The 19,238-nt window shown below is 34.7% G+C and carries 16 protein-coding genes; 7 read left to right on the forward strand and 9 right to left on the reverse strand.

Annotated features, from left to right (window positions below; translation table 11 throughout):
* Positions 1-356: 356 nt before the first annotated feature.
* From LNP04_RS09200 to LNP04_RS09240, 9 genes are all read right to left on the reverse strand, one after another.
* Complete coding sequence (locus tag LNP04_RS09200) at positions 357-827, reverse strand: hypothetical protein (protein ID WP_229986189.1); 471 nt, start codon at positions 825-827, stop codon at positions 357-359.
* 594 nt (positions 828-1,421) lie between these two features.
* Positions 1,422-2,837, reverse strand: coding sequence for a T9SS type A sorting domain-containing protein (locus LNP04_RS09205; RefSeq protein ID WP_229986190.1), 1,416 nt, complete (start codon positions 2,835-2,837; stop codon positions 1,422-1,424).
* Positions 2,838-3,112: 275 nt separating this feature from the next.
* Complete coding sequence (guaB, locus tag LNP04_RS09210; protein ID WP_229986191.1) at positions 3,113-4,573, reverse strand: IMP dehydrogenase; 1,461 nt, start codon at positions 4,571-4,573, stop codon at positions 3,113-3,115.
* Between the two features lie 154 nt (positions 4,574-4,727).
* Positions 4,728-5,228: a DUF4252 domain-containing protein gene (locus LNP04_RS09215; RefSeq protein ID WP_229986192.1), complete on the reverse strand. Its 501-nt coding sequence runs from the start codon at positions 5,226-5,228 to the stop codon at positions 4,728-4,730.
* Between the two features lie 11 nt (positions 5,229-5,239).
* Positions 5,240-6,508: a DUF4252 domain-containing protein gene (locus LNP04_RS09220; protein ID WP_229986193.1), complete on the reverse strand. Its 1,269-nt coding sequence runs from the start codon at positions 6,506-6,508 to the stop codon at positions 5,240-5,242.
* 68 nt (positions 6,509-6,576) lie between these two features.
* Positions 6,577-7,236 carry a hypothetical protein gene (locus tag LNP04_RS09225; protein WP_229986194.1) on the reverse strand — a complete coding sequence of 220 codons (660 nt, stop codon included), beginning with the start codon at positions 7,234-7,236 and terminating at the stop codon, positions 6,577-6,579.
* The gene (locus LNP04_RS09230; RefSeq protein WP_229986195.1) at positions 7,211-7,720 is read right to left on the reverse strand and encodes an RNA polymerase sigma factor; all 510 of its coding nucleotides are present in this window, start codon (positions 7,718-7,720) and stop codon (positions 7,211-7,213) included. Before LNP04_RS09230 ends, LNP04_RS09225 begins: the two co-directional genes overlap by 26 nt.
* Positions 7,721-7,817: 97 nt before the next feature.
* Positions 7,818-8,978: a GlmU family protein gene (locus tag LNP04_RS09235; protein WP_229986196.1), complete on the reverse strand. Its 1,161-nt coding sequence runs from the start codon at positions 8,976-8,978 to the stop codon at positions 7,818-7,820.
* 203 nt (positions 8,979-9,181) lie between these two features.
* Entirely contained in the window at positions 9,182-9,433 is a 252-nt protein-coding gene (locus LNP04_RS09240) for a type B 50S ribosomal protein L31 (RefSeq protein WP_129535844.1), read from the reverse strand.
* Between the two features lie 273 nt (positions 9,434-9,706).
* Between LNP04_RS09240 and LNP04_RS09245 the strand changes: the two genes are divergently transcribed.
* From LNP04_RS09245 to LNP04_RS09275, 7 genes are all read left to right on the forward strand, one after another.
* Positions 9,707-11,119: a hypothetical protein gene (locus LNP04_RS09245; RefSeq protein ID WP_229986197.1), complete on the forward strand. Its 1,413-nt coding sequence runs from the start codon at positions 9,707-9,709 to the stop codon at positions 11,117-11,119.
* Between the two features lie 39 nt (positions 11,120-11,158).
* Positions 11,159-11,485 (forward strand): nucleotide pyrophosphohydrolase, encoded by a 327-nt coding sequence (locus tag LNP04_RS09250; protein WP_229986198.1) that lies wholly within the window; start codon positions 11,159-11,161, stop codon positions 11,483-11,485.
* A gap of 84 nt (positions 11,486-11,569) precedes the next feature.
* Complete coding sequence (locus LNP04_RS09255) at positions 11,570-12,790, forward strand: 3-phosphoshikimate 1-carboxyvinyltransferase (RefSeq protein ID WP_229986199.1); 1,221 nt, start codon at positions 11,570-11,572, stop codon at positions 12,788-12,790.
* Between the two features lie 6 nt (positions 12,791-12,796).
* Positions 12,797-13,291, forward strand: coding sequence for a hypothetical protein (locus LNP04_RS09260; protein ID WP_229986200.1), 495 nt, complete (start codon positions 12,797-12,799; stop codon positions 13,289-13,291).
* Positions 13,292-13,302: 11 nt separating this feature from the next.
* Complete coding sequence (locus tag LNP04_RS09265; RefSeq protein ID WP_229986201.1) at positions 13,303-14,097, forward strand: SDR family oxidoreductase; 795 nt, start codon at positions 13,303-13,305, stop codon at positions 14,095-14,097.
* Positions 14,098-14,279: 182 nt separating this feature from the next.
* On the forward strand, positions 14,280-15,884 hold the full coding sequence (locus LNP04_RS09270) for a hypothetical protein (RefSeq protein ID WP_229986202.1): 1,605 nt from the start codon (positions 14,280-14,282) through the stop codon (positions 15,882-15,884).
* Between the two features lie 193 nt (positions 15,885-16,077).
* Entirely contained in the window at positions 16,078-19,233 is a 3,156-nt protein-coding gene (locus LNP04_RS09275) for a SusC/RagA family TonB-linked outer membrane protein (RefSeq protein WP_229986203.1), read from the forward strand.
* The last annotated feature ends 5 nt before the right edge of the window (positions 19,234-19,238 follow it).

Consider the following 19,238-nt stretch of genomic DNA (forward strand, 5'->3'; position numbering starts at 1 on the left):
TTATCAGTAATAGAAACTATACAATAAAGTATTATTTAATAATTAATTTAGATGATTTAACAGATGGTGCAGGAGTTGCAGGTAAAACAGTAGCTCATTTTGAAGTCGTCAAACTACCTCTGACAATCATAAAATAATCTTCGATATTATTCCCTTGCCCAGCAGTGAATTTTGCGCAACAGAATTAGAATAATTCATCATATTATATTGAACCCCAGCGTAATTAACACCTGTACATGGATTAATTTCTGAATTGATAGGTACTGGCAATAGTTGATATCCACTTCCCGCTTTTTCAGTATCACAAATTCCATTATCGTCATCTGTGCAAACACCAGTAGTTGGTGGGCAAAAATCTAGATCTCCTGGCAGTGCATCATATGCTCCTCCATCAAAAGATATAGCCCCATTGCGTGGCCAAATTCGTGCGCAAATGTCGTATCATGTGGATTAGTCACCACGCCAGCTTTCATAAATGATTCATAATTTGAATCGAAATTATTTGGAAAAGCAGCGAATCCCATTAATCCTGCATTAGGTGTGGTACTTCCGTTAAATGTACTGATGACGTAGATATTAAAATACGACGCTTCTGGCCAATGTGGAGCTAATGTTTTAATAGCAGCTCTGTTCGCTCCATTTCCCGTCTGATAAGCCATCCCATAAGTATTATAACCACTTAAAGTTCCTCTATTATATCTCACAATACCTGTTGTAGCATTACAGTTTGGATCTCTTTTTGCTAAAACTAATCTGATTGGAAAGACTGCTGATTGTCCCGAAGTCAGCGGGAGTCCCACTAGCAGGCCACGCGTAAGTACCTGCATACATTTGATTTGCACGATCAAGCCATGCCTGAACTTGTGCATCCGATTTGTTATATGCACTATCAACTGCAGCTCCGTTAGGATAAACAACATGTACTACGACAGGAATTTCATAGGCTCCGTTCACCATTCCCTTACCGAAATCTGTTGACTGATTATTTTGCCTTTGAATATGATTTTTTTTTAACAATGTCATCAAAAGCCTGTCTCATTCCTGGATTACTTCTATCCTGAATTTCTAAAGTCTGATCAAAACCGTAAAACCTCTCTTTCTGCTGTGCTGTTAAGGATATAGAAAATAATAGAGCTCCGTAAAGTAATACTTTCTTGATTTCTAGTTAATCTTTAAAAAAATTTTTAAAATACTATTAATTACATACTTTATACTTTTTTAATATTTTTTTAAGTATTCATTAAAAAAACTAAATATTTTATCCTTATAGACAAAATAGCTTGATATATTAAAAGAAAAAGCTGTTCAATTAATTGAACAGCTTTAAAATATAGTTTAATATTTTTTTTAAAAGCTTAAAAAAATTCAAATAGAAAACAAAAATTCATCTGCTTGCCTTCTAAATTATTATAAATACAAACTTATTTTTTTATAAACTTAAGATTACTACCTTGCCCATTATCAGATTTATCATTAATAATGTAAACGCCTTTAGGTAGTGAACCTACTACATGCTCACGTCCCTTCAGGTTATTCATAATAAGTTTTCCAGATGCATCATAAATAGTGGCACTTTTTAAATCATCAGAAAGTTTTAGTATATTTTCTACCGGATTTTCTAAAATAGTTATCTTATCATTTGGCTTAAGATTGTCTTTTAGAGCAAGAACTTCATTTGGAAGGAGAATTTTTTTTAGAAAAATATTATTAGTATTATTATTTCCATAAAACAAATTATAAATACTCCCGTTTGGATGTACGAGATTCTCAGCATAAGGCTGAAAACCAGCTGAATTAGGGATTGTCATTGTGAAAGTTCCCCCTTGTCCAAATCCTGTATTGACAGCACCATTAAAATTCAATCTTGTAAAAGTATGGTTAGTTTGTGAACCAGAATTATCATTAGCATAAATTATAATACTCCCCCCTGACTGAAATAGCATTTCAGAGGTGTAAAGCTGAGATGATAATGAAACTTTCCCATTAGTTCCAAATCCAGCAGCCGGAGCAAGATTAGCATCCAATTTTAGCAATTCGTGAACATTAAAATTATTTTGATCGATGTAAAAAGATGAATTATTTTGATAAACTCTTCCCATTACATAGTTATTAGAACCCGAAATACCGGTAGTTTCGTTTAGCAATTTATATAAAGTTCTGTTATTAGAGTTGCTTGTTGGGTATCCGTCAATATAAACATTATCTCCACTTACGAAAAGCTCATTAATCTCAAATGTAATTGTTCTGATTCCATTTGTACCATAAGTTGTATCAAGACTTCCATTTGAATTAAACCTCATGATGTAATTTGGACCATAGGTAAGATATTTTCCTGATGAAAGCAGTTTGAAATCAATAGGAGCATTATCAATATCAGTAGTGGTAGTAGACCATGGGTTCGTGAACGTAGTATCTGGTGTGCCATTAGCATTAAGTCTCATAAGATTTAATGTAAGAGATTCTGGATCAATACCATTATCGAGTTGGTTTCCATACGCAAAGAATAATTTGCCATCACTCTGAACCAAAACCTTCGAAAAAGCTTCATAATAGTCAGTACTTGCCTGAAGATCCATCGTAAAAATACCCGCTGTTGCAAAAGTTTGATCTAAAGATCCGTCAGTATTTAATCTTAAAATTACTGCTTTTTTGGAAGTAGTGCTTTCATAGCTTCCACTTAAAATCATTTTCCCATCCGGCAAAAGAGTGGTCTGGAAAAAAGAACCTTTTTCGGCATGTGTTACAGTACCATTACTTCCAAAATTAGTATCAATAGACTGTGCAAAACCAAATTGAATTCCTAATAAAATTCCTAAAGAAAGGAAAGATTTTTTCATGTTTTTTTTGCAAATATATATAATTAATATCATATTTAAAATACCACAAGCTTGTGACTTTCAGACAACCAATCTTCAGATGCCAATAAGATCTTAGAAGTGAGATTCAGCCAGTTTATTTTACTAAAGTGTGAGTTTCCTTACAACAACATCATAAAAATAAGGTCATATTTAAGAACTCAATCACAGAGTGAACTATGTACCTTAAAAAAATCGGCGGTCGCAAAGCGACCGCCGATTCTATATAAATAAAATTATTTCTTTAACTCGGATTATTACAAAGAATAATTAGGAGCTTCCTGAGTAATAATCACATCATGTGGATGAGATTCTTTTAATCCGCTTCCTGTGATCATCACCATTTTGGTGTCTTTTTGTAAAGCTTCAATATCTTTTGCTCCACAGTAACCCATACCGGCTCTAAGACCTCCTGTCAATTGGAAAATCACATCTTCCAACTTCCCTTTATGTGGCACTCTGCCCTCAATACCTTCCGGTACGAATTTTTTAGCTTCACTTTGGAAATATCTTTCTTTACCACCTCTTTTCATTGCAGAAAGACTTCCCATTCCTTGGTAAGCTTTGAATTTTCTTCCTTGGTAAATGATTTCTTCACCCGGAGATTCATCCGTTCCTGCTAAAAGTGAACCCACCATTACAGCTCCTGCTCCACTTGCTATTGCTTTTACGATATCACCGGAAAGCTTAACACCTCCATCAGCGATTACGGTTACATTTTTAGATTTAGCATATTCATACACGTTATAAATAGCTGATAATTGTGGAACTCCGACTCCCGCAACAACTCTCGTTGTACAGATAGATCCAGGGCCAACACCTACTTTAAGAACGTTTGCACCCGCTTTGATCAAATCTTTTGCACCATCTGCAGTTACGATATTTCCACCTACCAAATCCAAATTAGGATAAGCTTTTCTGATTTCAGAAATTCTGTCTAAAACTCCTTTTGAATGACCGTGCGCAGAATCAATAGCGATAATATCTACACCTGCTTTCACCAATGCAGCGATTCTATCCATTGTATCTTCTCCTACTCCAACTCCGGCTCCAACGATTAAACGACCGTTTTCGTCTTTGTTTGCGTTAGGATATTCTAACTGATTATCAATATCTTTAATGGTAATCAAACCAACAAGCTTATATTCTTTATCTACAATCGGAAGTTTTTCAACTCTGTTTTTAAGAAGAATTTCTTTTGCTTTTTCAAGGTTTGTGCTCTTGTCAGAAGTAATCAGCTTATCTTTCGTCATAATCTCTTCCACTTTCATATCAAGATTTTCCTGATATTTCACATCTCTGTTGGTGATAATCCCAATTAAAACATTATCTGCATCTACCACGGGAAGACCAGAGATTTTATATTTAGCCATCGTTTCTTTAGCCTGAGCTAGAGTATGATCTTTTGAAAGCGTAACAGGATCTGAAATCATTCCGTTTTCTGAACGTTTTACACGGTTAACCTGTGCAGCCTGCTCAGCAATCGGCATGTTTTTGTGAATGAAACCCAAACCACCAACTCTTGCCAAGGCAATTGCCAAATCAGCTTCTGTAACAGTATCCATCGCTGCGGAAACTATGGGAACATTAAGCGTAATTTTATCGGTAAGTCTTGATTTTAATGAAACCTGATTAGGTAAAACTTCAGAATAAGCAGGGACTAGAAGCACGTCATCGAAAGTGATGGCTGTCTCTACAATTTTGTTATGAATAGACATCTTTACTTTCTTGCAAAATTAAGGCTTTTTAGCGAGATACGAAAATCCTTTTTAATAGTTTAAATAAAACTTAATAATCAATTATATTTATTAAAAAAGTCGCAATCTTAACGATTACGACTTTCTACAATATAAAAATAAGTTAATATGAATTCTACTTATCTGAAACATGACTGATCATCTGAGAGATATCATCCGATGTGAAACTTCCTTTCACGTCCACAAAGACAAGATCTTTGTCTGAGTTTACAGTAATCAGCATATTCTTGATAGACTCGCCATTTTGTTTTACTCTAATGTTGACGTTATTACCGTCGTGTTTGATGGTTGCCCAGTCTTCATAATTGTTGTCATTTAAATAACTCGCATAATCTTTCAGCATCTTTTTGTTTCCGTTTTCTACAGTGAGAACTTTTATTTTAGAAACTTTTTTCACCAATGCAATCACAGCTTCGTTGTCACCTTCTTCTCTCAAAGCTTTTTTGATATAAGGTTTAGCTAAAAACAGCGGTACATTGATGCTTACGAATTTTGCTCCTTTGTAATCATATTCTGATTTTGAGAAAAAAGCCATATTTGGTTTTTCTGAAACAATGCATGACTGCATCAGAAACATTGTACAAATAGCAATAAAGATTGTTTTTAAAATTTTCATGGTTTTAGTATTTAGTTGATTGATGAAAGACTTCCTCCGGACATTTTACTTACATCAGAATCAATCTTAGGATTTCCTTTGTATCTTACCGATCCTCCTGAAGATGCTTTCACTCTCATTTTGTCTTTCACATTCACAGAAGCACTGCTTCCCGATGTAGATTCTACTTCTGCATTGTTTATTCTAAGATTATCTGCTTTTACAACCGCTCCGCTACTCACATCAATCATCCCTTCGTCTGAATTTCCTTCTACATTAACATTTGAACCGCTTGAACTTTTCACCGAAATACTTACAGTATTGATGTCAACTTTTACATTAGATCCTGAACTTGCTTCAATAAAACTCGTTTTAGAAATATTAAATTTACCTTTCACAGACGATCCTGATGATGCATCTATATTGATATTTGACCCGTTAAGATTATTGATCGTTGAAAAACTTGCACCAGAGGAAGTTTTTATATTTTCCATTCTTGGCGAAGAAACGTTGACACTTAAGTTTTTAAATTTCATCTTTTTTGCACCTTTGTTGTCGATGTAGACTTTCAAAATGCCGTTTTCAACTTTTGTAATAATATATTGAAGCTTGTCTGAATCTGCAAATACTTTTACATTGGTCGCATTTTCCTGTTTGAAAACTACATCCACTCCCGTACTTACTTCTAATCCCGAAAACTCACCTACATTTCTGGTTTCCCCATTTAAATAAGAAGAATCATTATCAGAATTAAAACTGTTTTTTACAGTCGTGGTGCTCGTAGAACTTGTTTTTGTCTCGCTTGAATTGATAATTTTATTCACATCATCCATTGAAAGTTTCCCATCAAGCATGACCAGAATATTCTCGCCGTTTCCGCTGTCTATTCTTAGCAAAATATCTTCAAGAAGTCCATTTTTAGCTTCTGATGACAGAAATTTAATCTTACTATCTCCATTTTTCACAGACATCATTTCGCTGTAATTCATGTTTTTAAGGTAAGAAGAGATTTCTTTATTCAATTGATTCAAATTATTCTGAGACCTTCCACCTTCAGAACTTTCGGTAATCAAAACTTTCAATCCGTTGATTTTTGCAAGCAAAGGTTTTATCTGATCCAATTCTGAATCTGCAATGTTCAGATTGCTTAGCATCCCAAACATGGGTTTTGCAATTTTGATAGAAGTTACCCCTTCCACTTCCTGATATTTGTCGAAAAGCTGGTCTAGTTTTTCTCTCTGCCCGTACACATTGAAAAAATGTGAAAAAGCGAGTGCGAGTATGATGAATATTTTTTTCATGACTTTAATTTAAATTTAGTTGACTACAAGCCGCCTGATCAGTTGCGTAATCTATATTGATTGTTCTATTAGTATTCTACGTTATCCATTACTTTTGGCTGTGTCAAAGCCTGATTCATATTGTTGGCAACCACCTGAAACGAATATTTTGTAACATTGATAGCTTCTTCCATATTATCGATTCTTTTACCGTTCACGATAACATAAGAATCTCTGTATCCTGTGGAATCTTTTATATTTTTAACTCCGGAATTGTTCACATATCTCGGCTTTGTTTCCTTTTTAATTCTGCTTTTTTTAGAAAGAATTTTATCTAGAACATCCACTTCAGCCAAAGAAACTTCCTGAAAGATAGAATCTTTCTTCTCTCCCGAAATCGAGTCGTTGCTTAACACCGCAACCTGAGTCTGATGCTCATGGTTTTCTTTAATAAAATCAGATTTTTGCTTTTGAATTTCGTTTTCAACCAATTGTGCCTGATTTTCTACGTCTGCATTTTGATTATCATTAAAAATCAATCCGACACTGAAAAGCAAAACTATGCTTGCTGCCATCCAAAACCATTTTGGGAATGACGGTTTACCTTTACCGATAGGAATAATTTCAGCTTCATCATTGACATTACCTTCTGCCTTTTGAAGAAAATCTTCAAAATCCCAGTTCATTTTTTCTTCTTTTAAGTCATTGAAGACTTCTTTATATTTATCCTGATATTGATCGTTGCTCATAGCTCATCAGTTGTGAGATTTGTTCTTTTACTTTTTGTCTTGCCCGCATAAGATTGACTCTTACTGCATTTTCTTCCATTTCCAGCATTTCGGAAATTTCAGACACATCATACTCTTCTACATCTTTCAAATGGATAACCATTTTCTGTTTTTCAGGAAGCTGATTGATAAAACCAATAATGTGCTCCTTCAGATTATTCACATCCATACTGTAGAGTTCAGACCGGTGAAGCTGCAGATCTGCAAAGCCCAACTTCACATCGTGGTGTTTCAATCGATTGAGGCATTCGTTTTTTACAGATTTTAATGCGTAGGATTTTAAATTTCCAAATTTTTCAAGTTCTTCTTTTTTCTGCCAAAACTTGATCATTAAATCTTGTACCACATCTTCTGCCTCATCACTGCTCATGACAAATCTTTTCGCAAAACGATACATCTCATCTTTGAGAATGAAAACCGTATTCTTGAAAATTTCCTGGGTCATAAGTTTGTTTCTATCAATAAGACATCTAAAAACTGAAATATATTACATGTAAAACAAAAAAACTTCAAAAAAGTTTGAAGTTTCATTATTATATGTTTTAGTATTCGTCAAAAATATATTTTAAAATTGCCTTGTCATCGTCTGTTAAAGGCAGTTTTCTTCTTGCCATTACTTTCTCGGCAACTTCGTAGGCTTTGTCTAATTTAAATCTTTCATCATCTTTAAATCCACCCCAGGAAAAACTTTCAATCAGATTTGGAGCAAAGCCTGATCTGAAAATATTGGCAGCGACACCGATAACCGTTCCTGTATTTAATTGGGTATTGATGGCAGTCTTAGAATGATCTCCCATAATTAAGCCTGCAAACTGCAAACCTGTATCTTCAAAATGTTTGGTTCTGTAGTTCCAAAGTTTTACACTTGCGTAATTGTTTTTAAGATTAGAAGAATTGGTATCTGCACCCAGATTACACCATTCGCCAATCACGGAATTTCCAACAAAACCATCGTGACCTTTATTAGAATATCCGAAAATAATGATGTTATTCACTTCGCCACCTACTTTAGAATGTGGACCGATCGTAGTTGCACCGTAAATTTTTGCTCCTAAATTAAATTTAGATTCTTCACACAATGCAATCGGGCCACGAAGATTGCAACCTTCCATCACTTCAGCATTTTTTCCAATATATATTTTTCCGGTTTTGGTATTGATGGTCGAAAATTCAACTTGCGCTCCTTCTTCGATGAACAAATCTTTTATATCGCCTAAAAATCCATTAGTGGAAGATAATTCCTGAGAAGTTTTCCCTTTAGTTAATAATTCAAAATCAAAATCGATGGCTTTATCATTATAAGTAAAAAGATCAGTCGGCTTTTTAAAGAAAATCAATTCTTCTTTGATATCGGTCATTTTCTCGATTTGATTTAGAGAAAAACCTTTCATATTGATTCTTGCAGCGATCAATTCATCTTCATAAACCAAAGCTTCGCCTAATTTCAAATCTTTTATTTGTTGAATGATTGTTTCTGTTGGTAAAAAATTGGTTACCAAAAAAAGACTTTCAACATCTTCCGGATTTTTAAATTTTCCCTGAAGATAATTTTCGGTAAAAAAGGAAACATCAGTATTATCTAAAATATTCTGCCACCTTTCGGAGAATGTTAAAATTCCGCATCGCATTTCTGCAACGGGGCGGGTAAAAGTAAGCGGAAGGAAATCTTCCCAATATTGTGCATCTGAAAATACGAGTTGCATTCGAATAGGTTTTTATAGGTTGGAAGCTGGATGAAGGAAGCTGTAAGTTTACAGTCACTCTGTTTTATTCTAACATCTGCTTTGTACAAAAATACGAATCCTGAAACAATTTTGCTATCCGAATTTTTGATTCAGATAAATTCATCACAAAAAAAGTCTTCCAAAAATTTTGGAAGACTTTAAAATATTTTTAAAACAAAAAATTATTTAGAGAATTTCTTGTATTTATTCATGAACTTGTCTACTCTACCTGCAGTATCAACTAATTTAGTCTTTCCTGTGTAGAAAGGGTGAGAGCTAGAAGAGATTTCCATTTTGATCAATGGGTACTCTACACCTTCGTGCTCGATAGTGTCTTTTGTTTCAGCAGTAGATTTTCCTACAAATACCTCGTCGTTACTCATATCTTTGAAAACAACAAGTCTATAATTTTCTGGGTGAATTCCTTTTTTCATAATACAATTTTTTAAAAAAATTAAAGTTTTGCTTTCGAAATAGTAATGGTATTTCTCTGCTAAATTTTAGGTTGCAAAAATACAATATTTTTTATAATATACAAATAGTTGTACAATAATTTTTTAGAGATAAGAAATCGCCCAATATAAATTCGTTGAAAAACTGTTATATTAAACATGGCGATACCATATGGCAGAAAAACAATAAATAGCAACATATGAAAATTAAAGTATTTTCGTTAAATTTGGAATCTATATAAAACTTCATTATCAATGAAATTCAAATTACTACTGTTTTGCTCTTTCTGGACGCTTCTATTCGCAATTTCTTGTAATAAAGACGAAATTTCTTTTGACGCACCGTCTCAGGAATTGAGTTTTTCAAAAGACACTGTATTTTGCGATACCGTTTATCATCAGGTACGTTCAGAAACTTATGCTGTGAAAATATACAATAATGAAGATAAAGATGTTATGATCCCAAGAATCAACCTTGAAAAAGGTGCTGCTTCTCTATATAAAATCAATGTAGACGGAAAATCAGGTCATGACTTTACCAATGTACCTTTAAGAAAAAAAGACAGTCTGTTTATTTTTGTTGAAATTGCTCCTCAGGCAACAGGTCCGGAAGCAATTGCTGAAGATCGTGTACTTTTCACTAGTCCGGCTGGGCAGCAGCACGTGACTTTATTCTCTGTGGTGCAGGATGCTGAGTTCTACATTCAAACCCCTTCGAATCCTAACGTCCTGACTAATCACACAACCTGGACGAATAATAAAGCTAAAATTATCTATGGCGATCTTACGGTTGACCAAAATGTGACTTTAGATATTCAGGCAGGAACCAAAGTTTACTTCCATAAAAACAGCGGAATGAAAGTCTCTGGTGGTGCAACATTAAATATGAACGGAACTCAAGCCGATCAAATTATCGTCCGTGGCGACAGAAACGATTCTTATTACGACACCATCCCAAGAAACTGGAATTCTATCAAAATGGAACCCGCTTCTATTCTGAATATGAATCACACTAGACTTTTTGGAGGAACGAAAGGTTTAGATATGAAACAGGCAAATGCTACCATAAAAAATTCTTTCATCCACACTTTCCAAGAATTTGGAATTTATGCTGTAGCCTCTACGGTAAATGCGAGTAATTTGGTGATGAATAATTGCGGAGAATCAGCAATCGGTATTTTCAAAGGTGGAAACCACACGTACACCCACGCAACCATTGCAAATTATTCGGCAACGATGGGTTCTCTTAACCGTATGGGAATTTTCGCCACCAATGAATGGAAAAACGAGAACGGACAAACCGAACAGGGAGCTTTGCAGAATTTAAATATCCTCAACAGCATCGTTTATTCTGACAGAGATGATTCAGTGAATTTTGAGCAGACACCAGGGCAGCAATTCCAGTACTTGATTCAAAATTCATCGATAAAATATTCCGGAGCTTCAGGCGCAGGATTTACATTTGATAACAATCCGATGAATGTTATTCAAAGTTTTAAAAATGAAGATCCAAAATTTGTGAATTATTTCGCAGCGCAAATGAATCTTCGTGTAAAAGCAGATTCTCCGGCCAGAAATAAAGGAGCTCTTTCAATTGCAGCAACCGTTCCTACAGATATTGTAGGCGCTACAAGAACTACAAGCCCAACTTTAGGAGCGTATCAATAATTGATTACTGAAATTAAATTGGTTCTTTAAACTTTTAAAATGGAAATTACGAATCTGCAGCAGCAAGTCGATGAATGGATCAAAACCATTGGCGTTCGTTACTTTAATGAACTGACCAATATGGCAATGCTGACCGAAGAAGTAGGAGAAGTTGCAAGAATCATTGCAAGAAGATACGGCGAACAAAGCGAAAAAGAAAGTGACAAAACCAAAGATTTGGGTGAAGAATTGGCTGATGTATTATTTGTAACCTTATGTCTTGCCAACCAAACCGGAACCAATCTGCAGGAAGCTTTCGACAAAAAAATGAAAGTGAAAACTGATCGCGATAAAGATCGTCATCAGAATAATGAGAAATTAAAATAATGTAGGAAGAAGGATGACAGAAGCTGGAAGTTTAAAACAAAATTTGAACTTCCAGCTTCCTACTTCCAGCTTCCATTTAAGAATATGAAGTTAGAAAAATCAAAATTAATCGGAAATAAAGCCATACAAATCAGCGGTTCGAAAAGTATTTCGAATCGTTTGTTGATTTTGGAAAGTTTATTTTCAAACATAAAAATCGGGAATTTATCAAATTCTCAGGATACACAATTACTTAAAAAGGCATTATCGGAAGACACAGAAGTTGTTGACATTCACCACGCTGGAACCGCAATGCGTTTTTTGACATCATATTATTCAATTCAGGAAGGGAAAACCACCATTCTTACAGGTTCGGGAAGAATGAAAGAACGACCTATTAAAAATTTGGTCACAGCTTTACAAAATCTCGGAGTTGAAATTGAGTATTTAAAAAATCAAGGTTTTCCGCCTTTGAAAATTACGGGAAGAAAAATCACTGAGAAAAAAGTTGATGTTCCCGCGAATATTTCAAGTCAGTTTATTACTTCTCTCCTACTGATTGCTGGAAGATTGGAAAACGGTCTGGAAATTAATTTGGTTGGTGAAGTTACTTCAAGGTCTTATATCGAAATGACTTTGGATATTCTGACCAAATTCGGAATTAAAAACACTTTTGAAAGGAACACGATCAAGATTGAATCATTTATCAATAATCATTCTTCAATTATAAATTACGAAGTAGAAAGCGATTGGAGCTCGGCGTCTTACTTCTATTCATTCGCAGCAATTGGAAAAGAAACAATCCATCTGAAAAGTTTTTACAAAGAATCTACGCAGGGAGATTCTGCGATTGCTGATATTTATGAACGGTTTTTTGGGATTAAAACTAGCTTCACAGAAGACGAACACAAATTGACCCTTCAACCTATTGAGAATTTCCAATTCCCTGAAAAGATGGTTTTGGATATGAATAATTGTCCTGATATCGCACAAACCCTTTGTGTTACGGCAGCAGCTTTGAAAATCCCGTTTGAAATTTCTGGATTGGGAACTTTAAAAGTAAAAGAAACTGATCGACTTTTAGCTTTACACAACGAGTTGAAAAAATTAGGAACGGAAACGGAAATTACAGATTTAACTATTAAATCTTTAGCTTTTAATGAAGCAGAAGAAAATATTTCCATTAAAACGTATCAGGATCACAGAATGGCAATGAGTTTTGCACCGTTTTGTCTGATTAAAGAATTAAATATTGAAGAGGAAAATGTGGTGGAAAAATCTTATCCGATGTTTTGGGAAGATTTGAACATAATTTTGACCAATTAGATTAACATGAAAAAATACATCTTCATCTTAACGTTTTTAGTTCCGGCTACATTTTGGTCGCAACATCTTCTGCCAAATGAAGAAGTTGTTTATTCATTTGAAACCAAGAATGGTAAGAAAATGTCTTTGGTAAAAGATAAAAAGAATCAATACATTCAGTACCGTTTCGGAACTAAAAATAAGGTTGAAATGGAATTCCCTTCCGAAAGAACCAAAGAAAGCTGGAAAAAATTTCATTATAACTCCTATATGCGAGGTGGCGGAAAAGACAATGCCGGAATGGAAATCGACAATCTTTCATTTAAGAATAATGGATATGAATATTTATTATTCAGAACCTATCATGCGGAAGGTGAAGTTTACACCGCTGGAATTATTATTAAAAATAAAAAAGCAAAAGAAACACGTATTAAAGGAAATTATAAAACTGTGGAGGGATGTATTTGTAATCTGCAAGATACAGGAATGATTGAAAGAGAAGATATTGGCTTAACATTTTAAATTAGAAAAAATTGAATAAAACTATAATCATCACAGGAACTTCTTCAGGAATAGGTTTCGTATTGGCAGAATATTTCGGGAAGAAAGGTCATAAAGTCTACGGTCTGAGCCGAAAATTTACCGAGAGTCCGTATTTCAAGTCGATCCCGACAGATATTACCGATAATGACGCCGTTCAAAATGCCATTGCTGAAGTTTTAAAAACAGAAACAAGAATTGACATTCTAATCAACAACGCCGGAATGGGAATGGTGGGTTCTGTAGAAGATTCTACGAAAGAAGACATTCTACAATTATTTAATCTGAATTTGGTGGGTGCTGTTCAAATGATGAGTGCTGTTTTACCTAAAATGAGAGAGAATAAATTCGGGAAAATCATTAATGTTTCGAGCATCGGAAGTGAGATGGGATTGCCTTTCCGTGGATTTTATTCGGCTTCAAAATCTGCTTTAGACAAAGTGACTGAGGCCATGAGATATGAAGTTTATCCTTGGAATATTGATGTTTGTTCGCTTCATTTAGGTGATATTAAAACCAATATTGCTGAAAACAGAGTCAAAACGAAAGTTTCCGAGCCTTACAAAAACGTTTTTGATAAAGTGTATGCTTTGATGAATTCTCACGTTGGCGACGGAACCGAACCTTTGGTGGTTGCAGAATATATAGATCAACTTTTAACTAAAAAGAAGTGGAAAGCTCATTATTATTTCGGTAAATTCGGGCAGAAAATCGGAGTTCCTTTGAAATGGATTTTACCACAGGGAACTTATGAGAATTTGATGAAGAAGTATAATAAACTGGCTTAGATTCAGTTATTAAAACAAATTTTAAATACAATTAAATATTTTTTGAACCATTAAGAAGATTTAAGGGATTAAGTTTTATTAAGAAAATCAATAGATTTTTGATCAGCATTATTCTAAAAGCGAAGCTTAACTTAAAATTCTTAACTCCTTAATTCAATCTTAATGGTTTAAATTTAAAAAAGTTGAAGTTATTTCTAAACATATTTTTTATCCTGTTTTGCGTTTTTGTACAAGCGCAGAAGAAGCATTATTTTCTGATTGATTCTGAAACGAAAGTGAGGAAAAAGGTAAAAGATTCTGTCTCTGCAGTCAAATTTCTTGATTCTTTGGCGCAAAGCAATTATTTTTTCACAGAATTAAAGGATGTAAAAATAAAAGGTGACAGCACAGAAATCATTTACGATAAAGGAAAAAACTTCAACGAAACTTTCGTCACGCTTTCTGATTCTATTATCAAAAAACATAAAATCGAAAGGGATTTTTTCACAAAAAATTTAGATTCAACCAAAAAAGTCATCAACAAAAAATATATTGATGACGGTTTTGCATTCAGCAGAATAAAATCAAAATATAAAGGTCAGAAAAACGGTTATCCGATTGTAGAGCTCGACATCAATAAAAATGATAAACGAACGATTGATGGTTTTGTAGTGAAAGGCTATTCCAGAGTTCCCAAAAGGTTTATGAAAAATCTTGAAAAAGAATTTAAAGGGAAAACCTACGACGATAAAAATCTGATTTCGATTAACAAAAACTTCCAAAGTCACGCATTTGTAAGCCTCGAAAGGCCGCCGCAAACCCTTTTCACCAAAGATTCTACGCAGATTTACCTCTTTTTGGAAAAGAAAAAGACCAACAGTTTTGATGGGGTCATCGGTTTCGGAAATGATAAAACAGAGAAATTTACCTTAAACGGAACGCTGAATGTCAATTTCAGAAATATGTTTAACGGATTTGAAACCGTGAATTTATATTGGCAGCGGAACCCGGACAAAGGTCAGAATTTTGATCTTCAGGCAGATATTCCTTATTTATTTAAATCAAATGTGGGTTTGAATATGAAAGTGAATATTTTCAGACAAGATTCTACTTTTGCTAATGTAAAAGCCCTTCCCGCTCTGTATTATCACATGAACAGCCGAAATAAAATCGGTTTGAGAGGAACTTTTGAAAACTCTACAATCATCGACTCTCTCTACATTCAAGGGAAAGATTATAACAAAAAAGGAATCGGGATCTGGTTTGAAATGGTTGAACCTACTGACATTGATTTGTTTCTTTATAAAACAAAAATCAATGCCGGATATGATTATCTGACGACGATTTATACCAAAGATAATATTACGGCTCCGCAAAATCAGTTTTACTTTTTCGGGGAACACAATTACAATATCAACGGCAATCACTTCCTCAACATCAAAGCTGAAGGTGCCATGATGGATTCTAAAGTCGATTTTTCTGCCAATGAACTTTACCGTTTTGGAGGCTGGAATTCCCTGCGCGGTTTTAATGAAAACTCTCTCGCCGCCGATTTTTATTATTACGGAAGTTTAGAATACCGCTATCTCATCGGAAATCAGGCATTTTTTGACGTCTTCGGGCAATACGGACAGCTCAATAACAAATCAATTAACGTAAAGCCTAAATTGTACAGTGTTGGGCTTGGTTTTAATTTCTTTATTCCTATTGGCTTGATGAGTTTCCAGTTGTCGAATGGTAACGAATTTGGAAATCCGTTCAAGTTTAACGACATAAAAATTCACTGGGGAATTTTGAGCAGATTCTAAACAGAAAACTCAATGTTTTCCGATGTTATATATATTTATAAAAAAACAAAAATTCTTTTACATACCACAAATTTCACCTTTATCATTACATTAATTTTTATCATTGTCTCTTATTGAAATAATATTTTTTTCGTAACAAAGTGTTAAAACCTAAGTAACAGTACCCCTCTAAATTTGCAGTCAAATTTAGAAAATGAAAAAAACTTTAGCCACGTTTACGGTATTGTTGCTTCCACTCTATCTGAGTGCACAGGAAACCAACATTACCGGAACTGTAAAATCAGAAGAGGGAACTGCAGTTTCTGGAGTAAATATTACCGACAAAAACACGGGAACAACAGTTACATCAGATGAAAATGGAAATTTCACGATTTCTGCCAATCCGAAAGATATTTTAGAGTTTTACTCTGATCATTATTCACTTTACACTGTAGAAGTTTCTTCGAGAAGAAATTACACCATCGTGCTGAAAAAAGTAAATGAAAAACAGATTGAAGGTGTTGTAATCACCGCTTTAGGAATTGAAAAAAAGAAAGAAAAATTAGGATATTCTACACAGGAAGTTAACACCAAACAATTTGAAACAATCACCACACCGAGTTTAGGAAACTTATTCTCAGGACAGGTTGCCGGTTTAAACGTTTCGAACCCAACAGGAATGCAGCAGAAGCCAGTTTTTTCTTTAAGAGGAAACACCAACTTGGTGTATGTTATCGACGGTGTCATTGTAGAACCTGAAGTTTTTCAGAATTTAGATCCAAACAATATTTCGAATATTAACGTGCTGAAAGGAGCAACTGCTTCTGCTTTGTACGGATCAAGAGGTAGATATGGAGCGGTTTTAATCACTACAAAAAACGCTAAGAAGCAAGGGTTTTCTGTTGAGTTTTCTCAAAACACAATGGTTACTGCAGGATTCACCAATCTCCCGGAAACTCAGACTGAATATGGGAATGGTTCTCAGGGAAAATATGAATTTTGGGACGGAGCCGACGGTGGAGTAAATGACGGAGATATGATTTGGGGACCAAAATTCGTTCCAGGTTTAAAAATTGCTCAATGGAACAGTCCAATCAGAGACAAGCAAACTGGGCAGGTCATTGAATGGTATGGAACCGTTGCCGGAAGTCCTTATGATGATAAGTCAAGATATGAAAGAGTGCCTATCGACTGGAAATATCATGATAACTTAAAAACTTTCATGAAGCCAGCGGTCATCAACAACAACAATTTCTCGATCAGTTATAAACACAATAAAGATTCATACAGGCTTTCAGGGAACTTTATGAATTATGATGATAGAATTCCTGAGGCGTATCTGCAGCGTTACGGAATCAACTTTGCGTCTCAAAATTATTTCGGGGAGAAATTTATTTTTGATACTAAATTTAATTTTAACCAGACTTTCACACCCAACGTTCCCAATTATGACTACAACCCCAGCGGTCACATGTACACGATTTTGATTTGGATGGGAGGCGATGTAGACGGAAATGCTTTAAAAAATCATCTTTGGGTTCCGGGGCAGGAAGGAAAAACACAGGCCAACTGGAACTACGCTTGGTACAACAACCCTTGGTTTGGTGCTGAAAAATATAAAAATCAAAACCGCACGAATATCATCAATGCTCAAACGAGTTTAGAGTATAAAGCAACAGAAGATATTTCTATCAAAGGAAGAGCTTCAATTGTTGAAAACCACAACAAACAGGAGATTTCAAGTCCGTATTCTTATTTTAATTACAGTGCACCTAGAAATGGAGGTTATATTTTAAATGACACCAAAACCTGGAATATGAACTCTGATATCTTGGCAACATACAAGAAAAAGATTTCTGATAATTTTGATTTCAGTGTGAATGCGGGAGCATCAACTTTTTACTATAAAAATGATATTGGTAATGCTTCAACAGACGGATTAAAGATTCCGGAAGTATATTCATTAGATAATTCTACAGGTGCGGTAAAATATTACAATTACCTGAAAGAAAAACTCATTTACTCTACTTACGGAACAATTGATATTGGTTTGTACAATGCATTTTTCATCAACGTTTCCGGAAGAAATGACTGGTCATCAACGTTACCGAAAGCCAACAGATCTTATTTCTATCCTTCTGCCTCATTAAGTACAATTGTTTCTAATTTGGTTACAATGCCTGAAGCGATTAATTTATTGAAAGTTTCCGCTTCATGGGCAAAAGTAGCTTACGATTTTCAGCCTTATGCGATTAGAAATTATTATTTAAATAACAACGGAGTTAGTTTTAACGGAAATCCTACGTTCTATTATCCGACGACTTTGAATTATGAAAATTCACTAAAACCTGAACAGACCAAATCTTACGAAATCGGTTTAACGGCTGGTTTGTTTAACAACAGAGTGACTTTAGACGCAACTTATTTCCGAACTTTAGATTATGACAATATCCTTCAGTTCCCAAGTACACCTTCTTCAGGATTTACTTCCCAGAACGTGAACGGAAACGAATATACAACCAAAGGTCTTGAAATCTCTTTAGGTTTAGTTCCCGTTAAAACCACCAATTTCACCTGGAGATCATTAATCAACTGGAGTACCTATGAGAAAACCTTAACGGAAATCTACGCCGGAATGCCAAACTACAACAACATCAAGTTGGGCGAAAGGATGGATACCTACTATGACGTAACATGGCAAAAATCTCCGGATGGAAAAGTGATTTTAAACGCTACAACCGGAATGCCGACAAGAGCAACCACACCAACTAATCTCGGGCATTTCAACCCGGACTGGACTTTTGGTTTTAACAACACCTTTAAATACAAAAAATTAAGCTTAAACATCGGAATCGACGGTAGAATCGGCGGTGTGATGAGATCTCAGGTGGTAGAAAAAATGTGGTGGGGTGGTAAACATCCGAACTCTACTGCTTACAGAGATGTTGAATATGCAAATCCGGGAACGTATTATTTTGTTCCGGACGGTGTAAATTACAATGCTTCTACAGGAACTTACACACCTCATACAACAGCTATCAGTTTCCAAAGCTGGGCGCAGAATTATCCTTATCAGGCTAGAGTTACTGAAGATGAAAGCGAATTGTTTGCGAATGTTTTCGACAGAACTTTTGTAAAACTGCGATCAGTAGTTTTAGAATATGATTTCTCTCACTTATTAAACCCGAATGGTTTTGTGAAAAGCTTTACGGCTAATATTTCAGGGTACAATTTAGCCATGTGGAAAAAATCTAAAAATCTTTACTCAGATCCCGATTTCCAGATAGGAAGTCAGACGTCAGGTTCAGGAAATGATATTCAGGATCCTTCGAGCAGATGGTTCGGAGTAGGATTTAATCTTAAATTTTAATTAAA

Origin of the sequence: Chryseobacterium sp. C-71, assembly GCF_020911865.1 — a bacterium.
GTDB lineage: Bacteria > Bacteroidota > Bacteroidia > Flavobacteriales > Weeksellaceae > Chryseobacterium.

Coding starts and splice junctions, on each gene's coding strand:
- LNP04_RS09200 (WP_229986189.1), bottom strand. CDS start 827: ATGCAGGTACTTACGCGTGGCCTGCTAGTGGGACTCCCGCTGACTTCG.
- LNP04_RS09205 (WP_229986190.1), bottom strand. CDS start 2,837: ATGAAAAAATCTTTCCTTTCTTTAGGAATTTTATTAGGAATTCAATTT.
- guaB (WP_229986191.1), bottom strand. CDS start 4,573: ATGTCTATTCATAACAAAATTGTAGAGACAGCCATCACTTTCGATGAC.
- LNP04_RS09215 (WP_229986192.1), bottom strand. CDS start 5,228: ATGAAAATTTTAAAAACAATCTTTATTGCTATTTGTACAATGTTTCTG.
- LNP04_RS09220 (WP_229986193.1), bottom strand. CDS start 6,508: ATGAAAAAAATATTCATCATACTCGCACTCGCTTTTTCACATTTTTTC.
- LNP04_RS09225 (WP_229986194.1), bottom strand. CDS start 7,236: ATGAGCAACGATCAATATCAGGATAAATATAAAGAAGTCTTCAATGAC.
- LNP04_RS09230 (WP_229986195.1), bottom strand. CDS start 7,720: ATGACCCAGGAAATTTTCAAGAATACGGTTTTCATTCTCAAAGATGAG.
- LNP04_RS09235 (WP_229986196.1), bottom strand. CDS start 8,978: ATGCAACTCGTATTTTCAGATGCACAATATTGGGAAGATTTCCTTCCG.
- LNP04_RS09240 (WP_129535844.1), bottom strand. CDS start 9,433: ATGAAAAAAGGAATTCACCCAGAAAATTATAGACTTGTTGTTTTCAAA.
- LNP04_RS09245 (WP_229986197.1), top strand. CDS start 9,707: ATGAAATTCAAATTACTACTGTTTTGCTCTTTCTGGACGCTTCTATTC.
- LNP04_RS09250 (WP_229986198.1), top strand. CDS start 11,159: ATGGAAATTACGAATCTGCAGCAGCAAGTCGATGAATGGATCAAAACC.
- LNP04_RS09255 (WP_229986199.1), top strand. CDS start 11,570: ATGAAGTTAGAAAAATCAAAATTAATCGGAAATAAAGCCATACAAATC.
- LNP04_RS09260 (WP_229986200.1), top strand. CDS start 12,797: ATGAAAAAATACATCTTCATCTTAACGTTTTTAGTTCCGGCTACATTT.
- LNP04_RS09275 (WP_229986203.1), top strand. CDS start 16,078: ATGAAAAAAACTTTAGCCACGTTTACGGTATTGTTGCTTCCACTCTAT.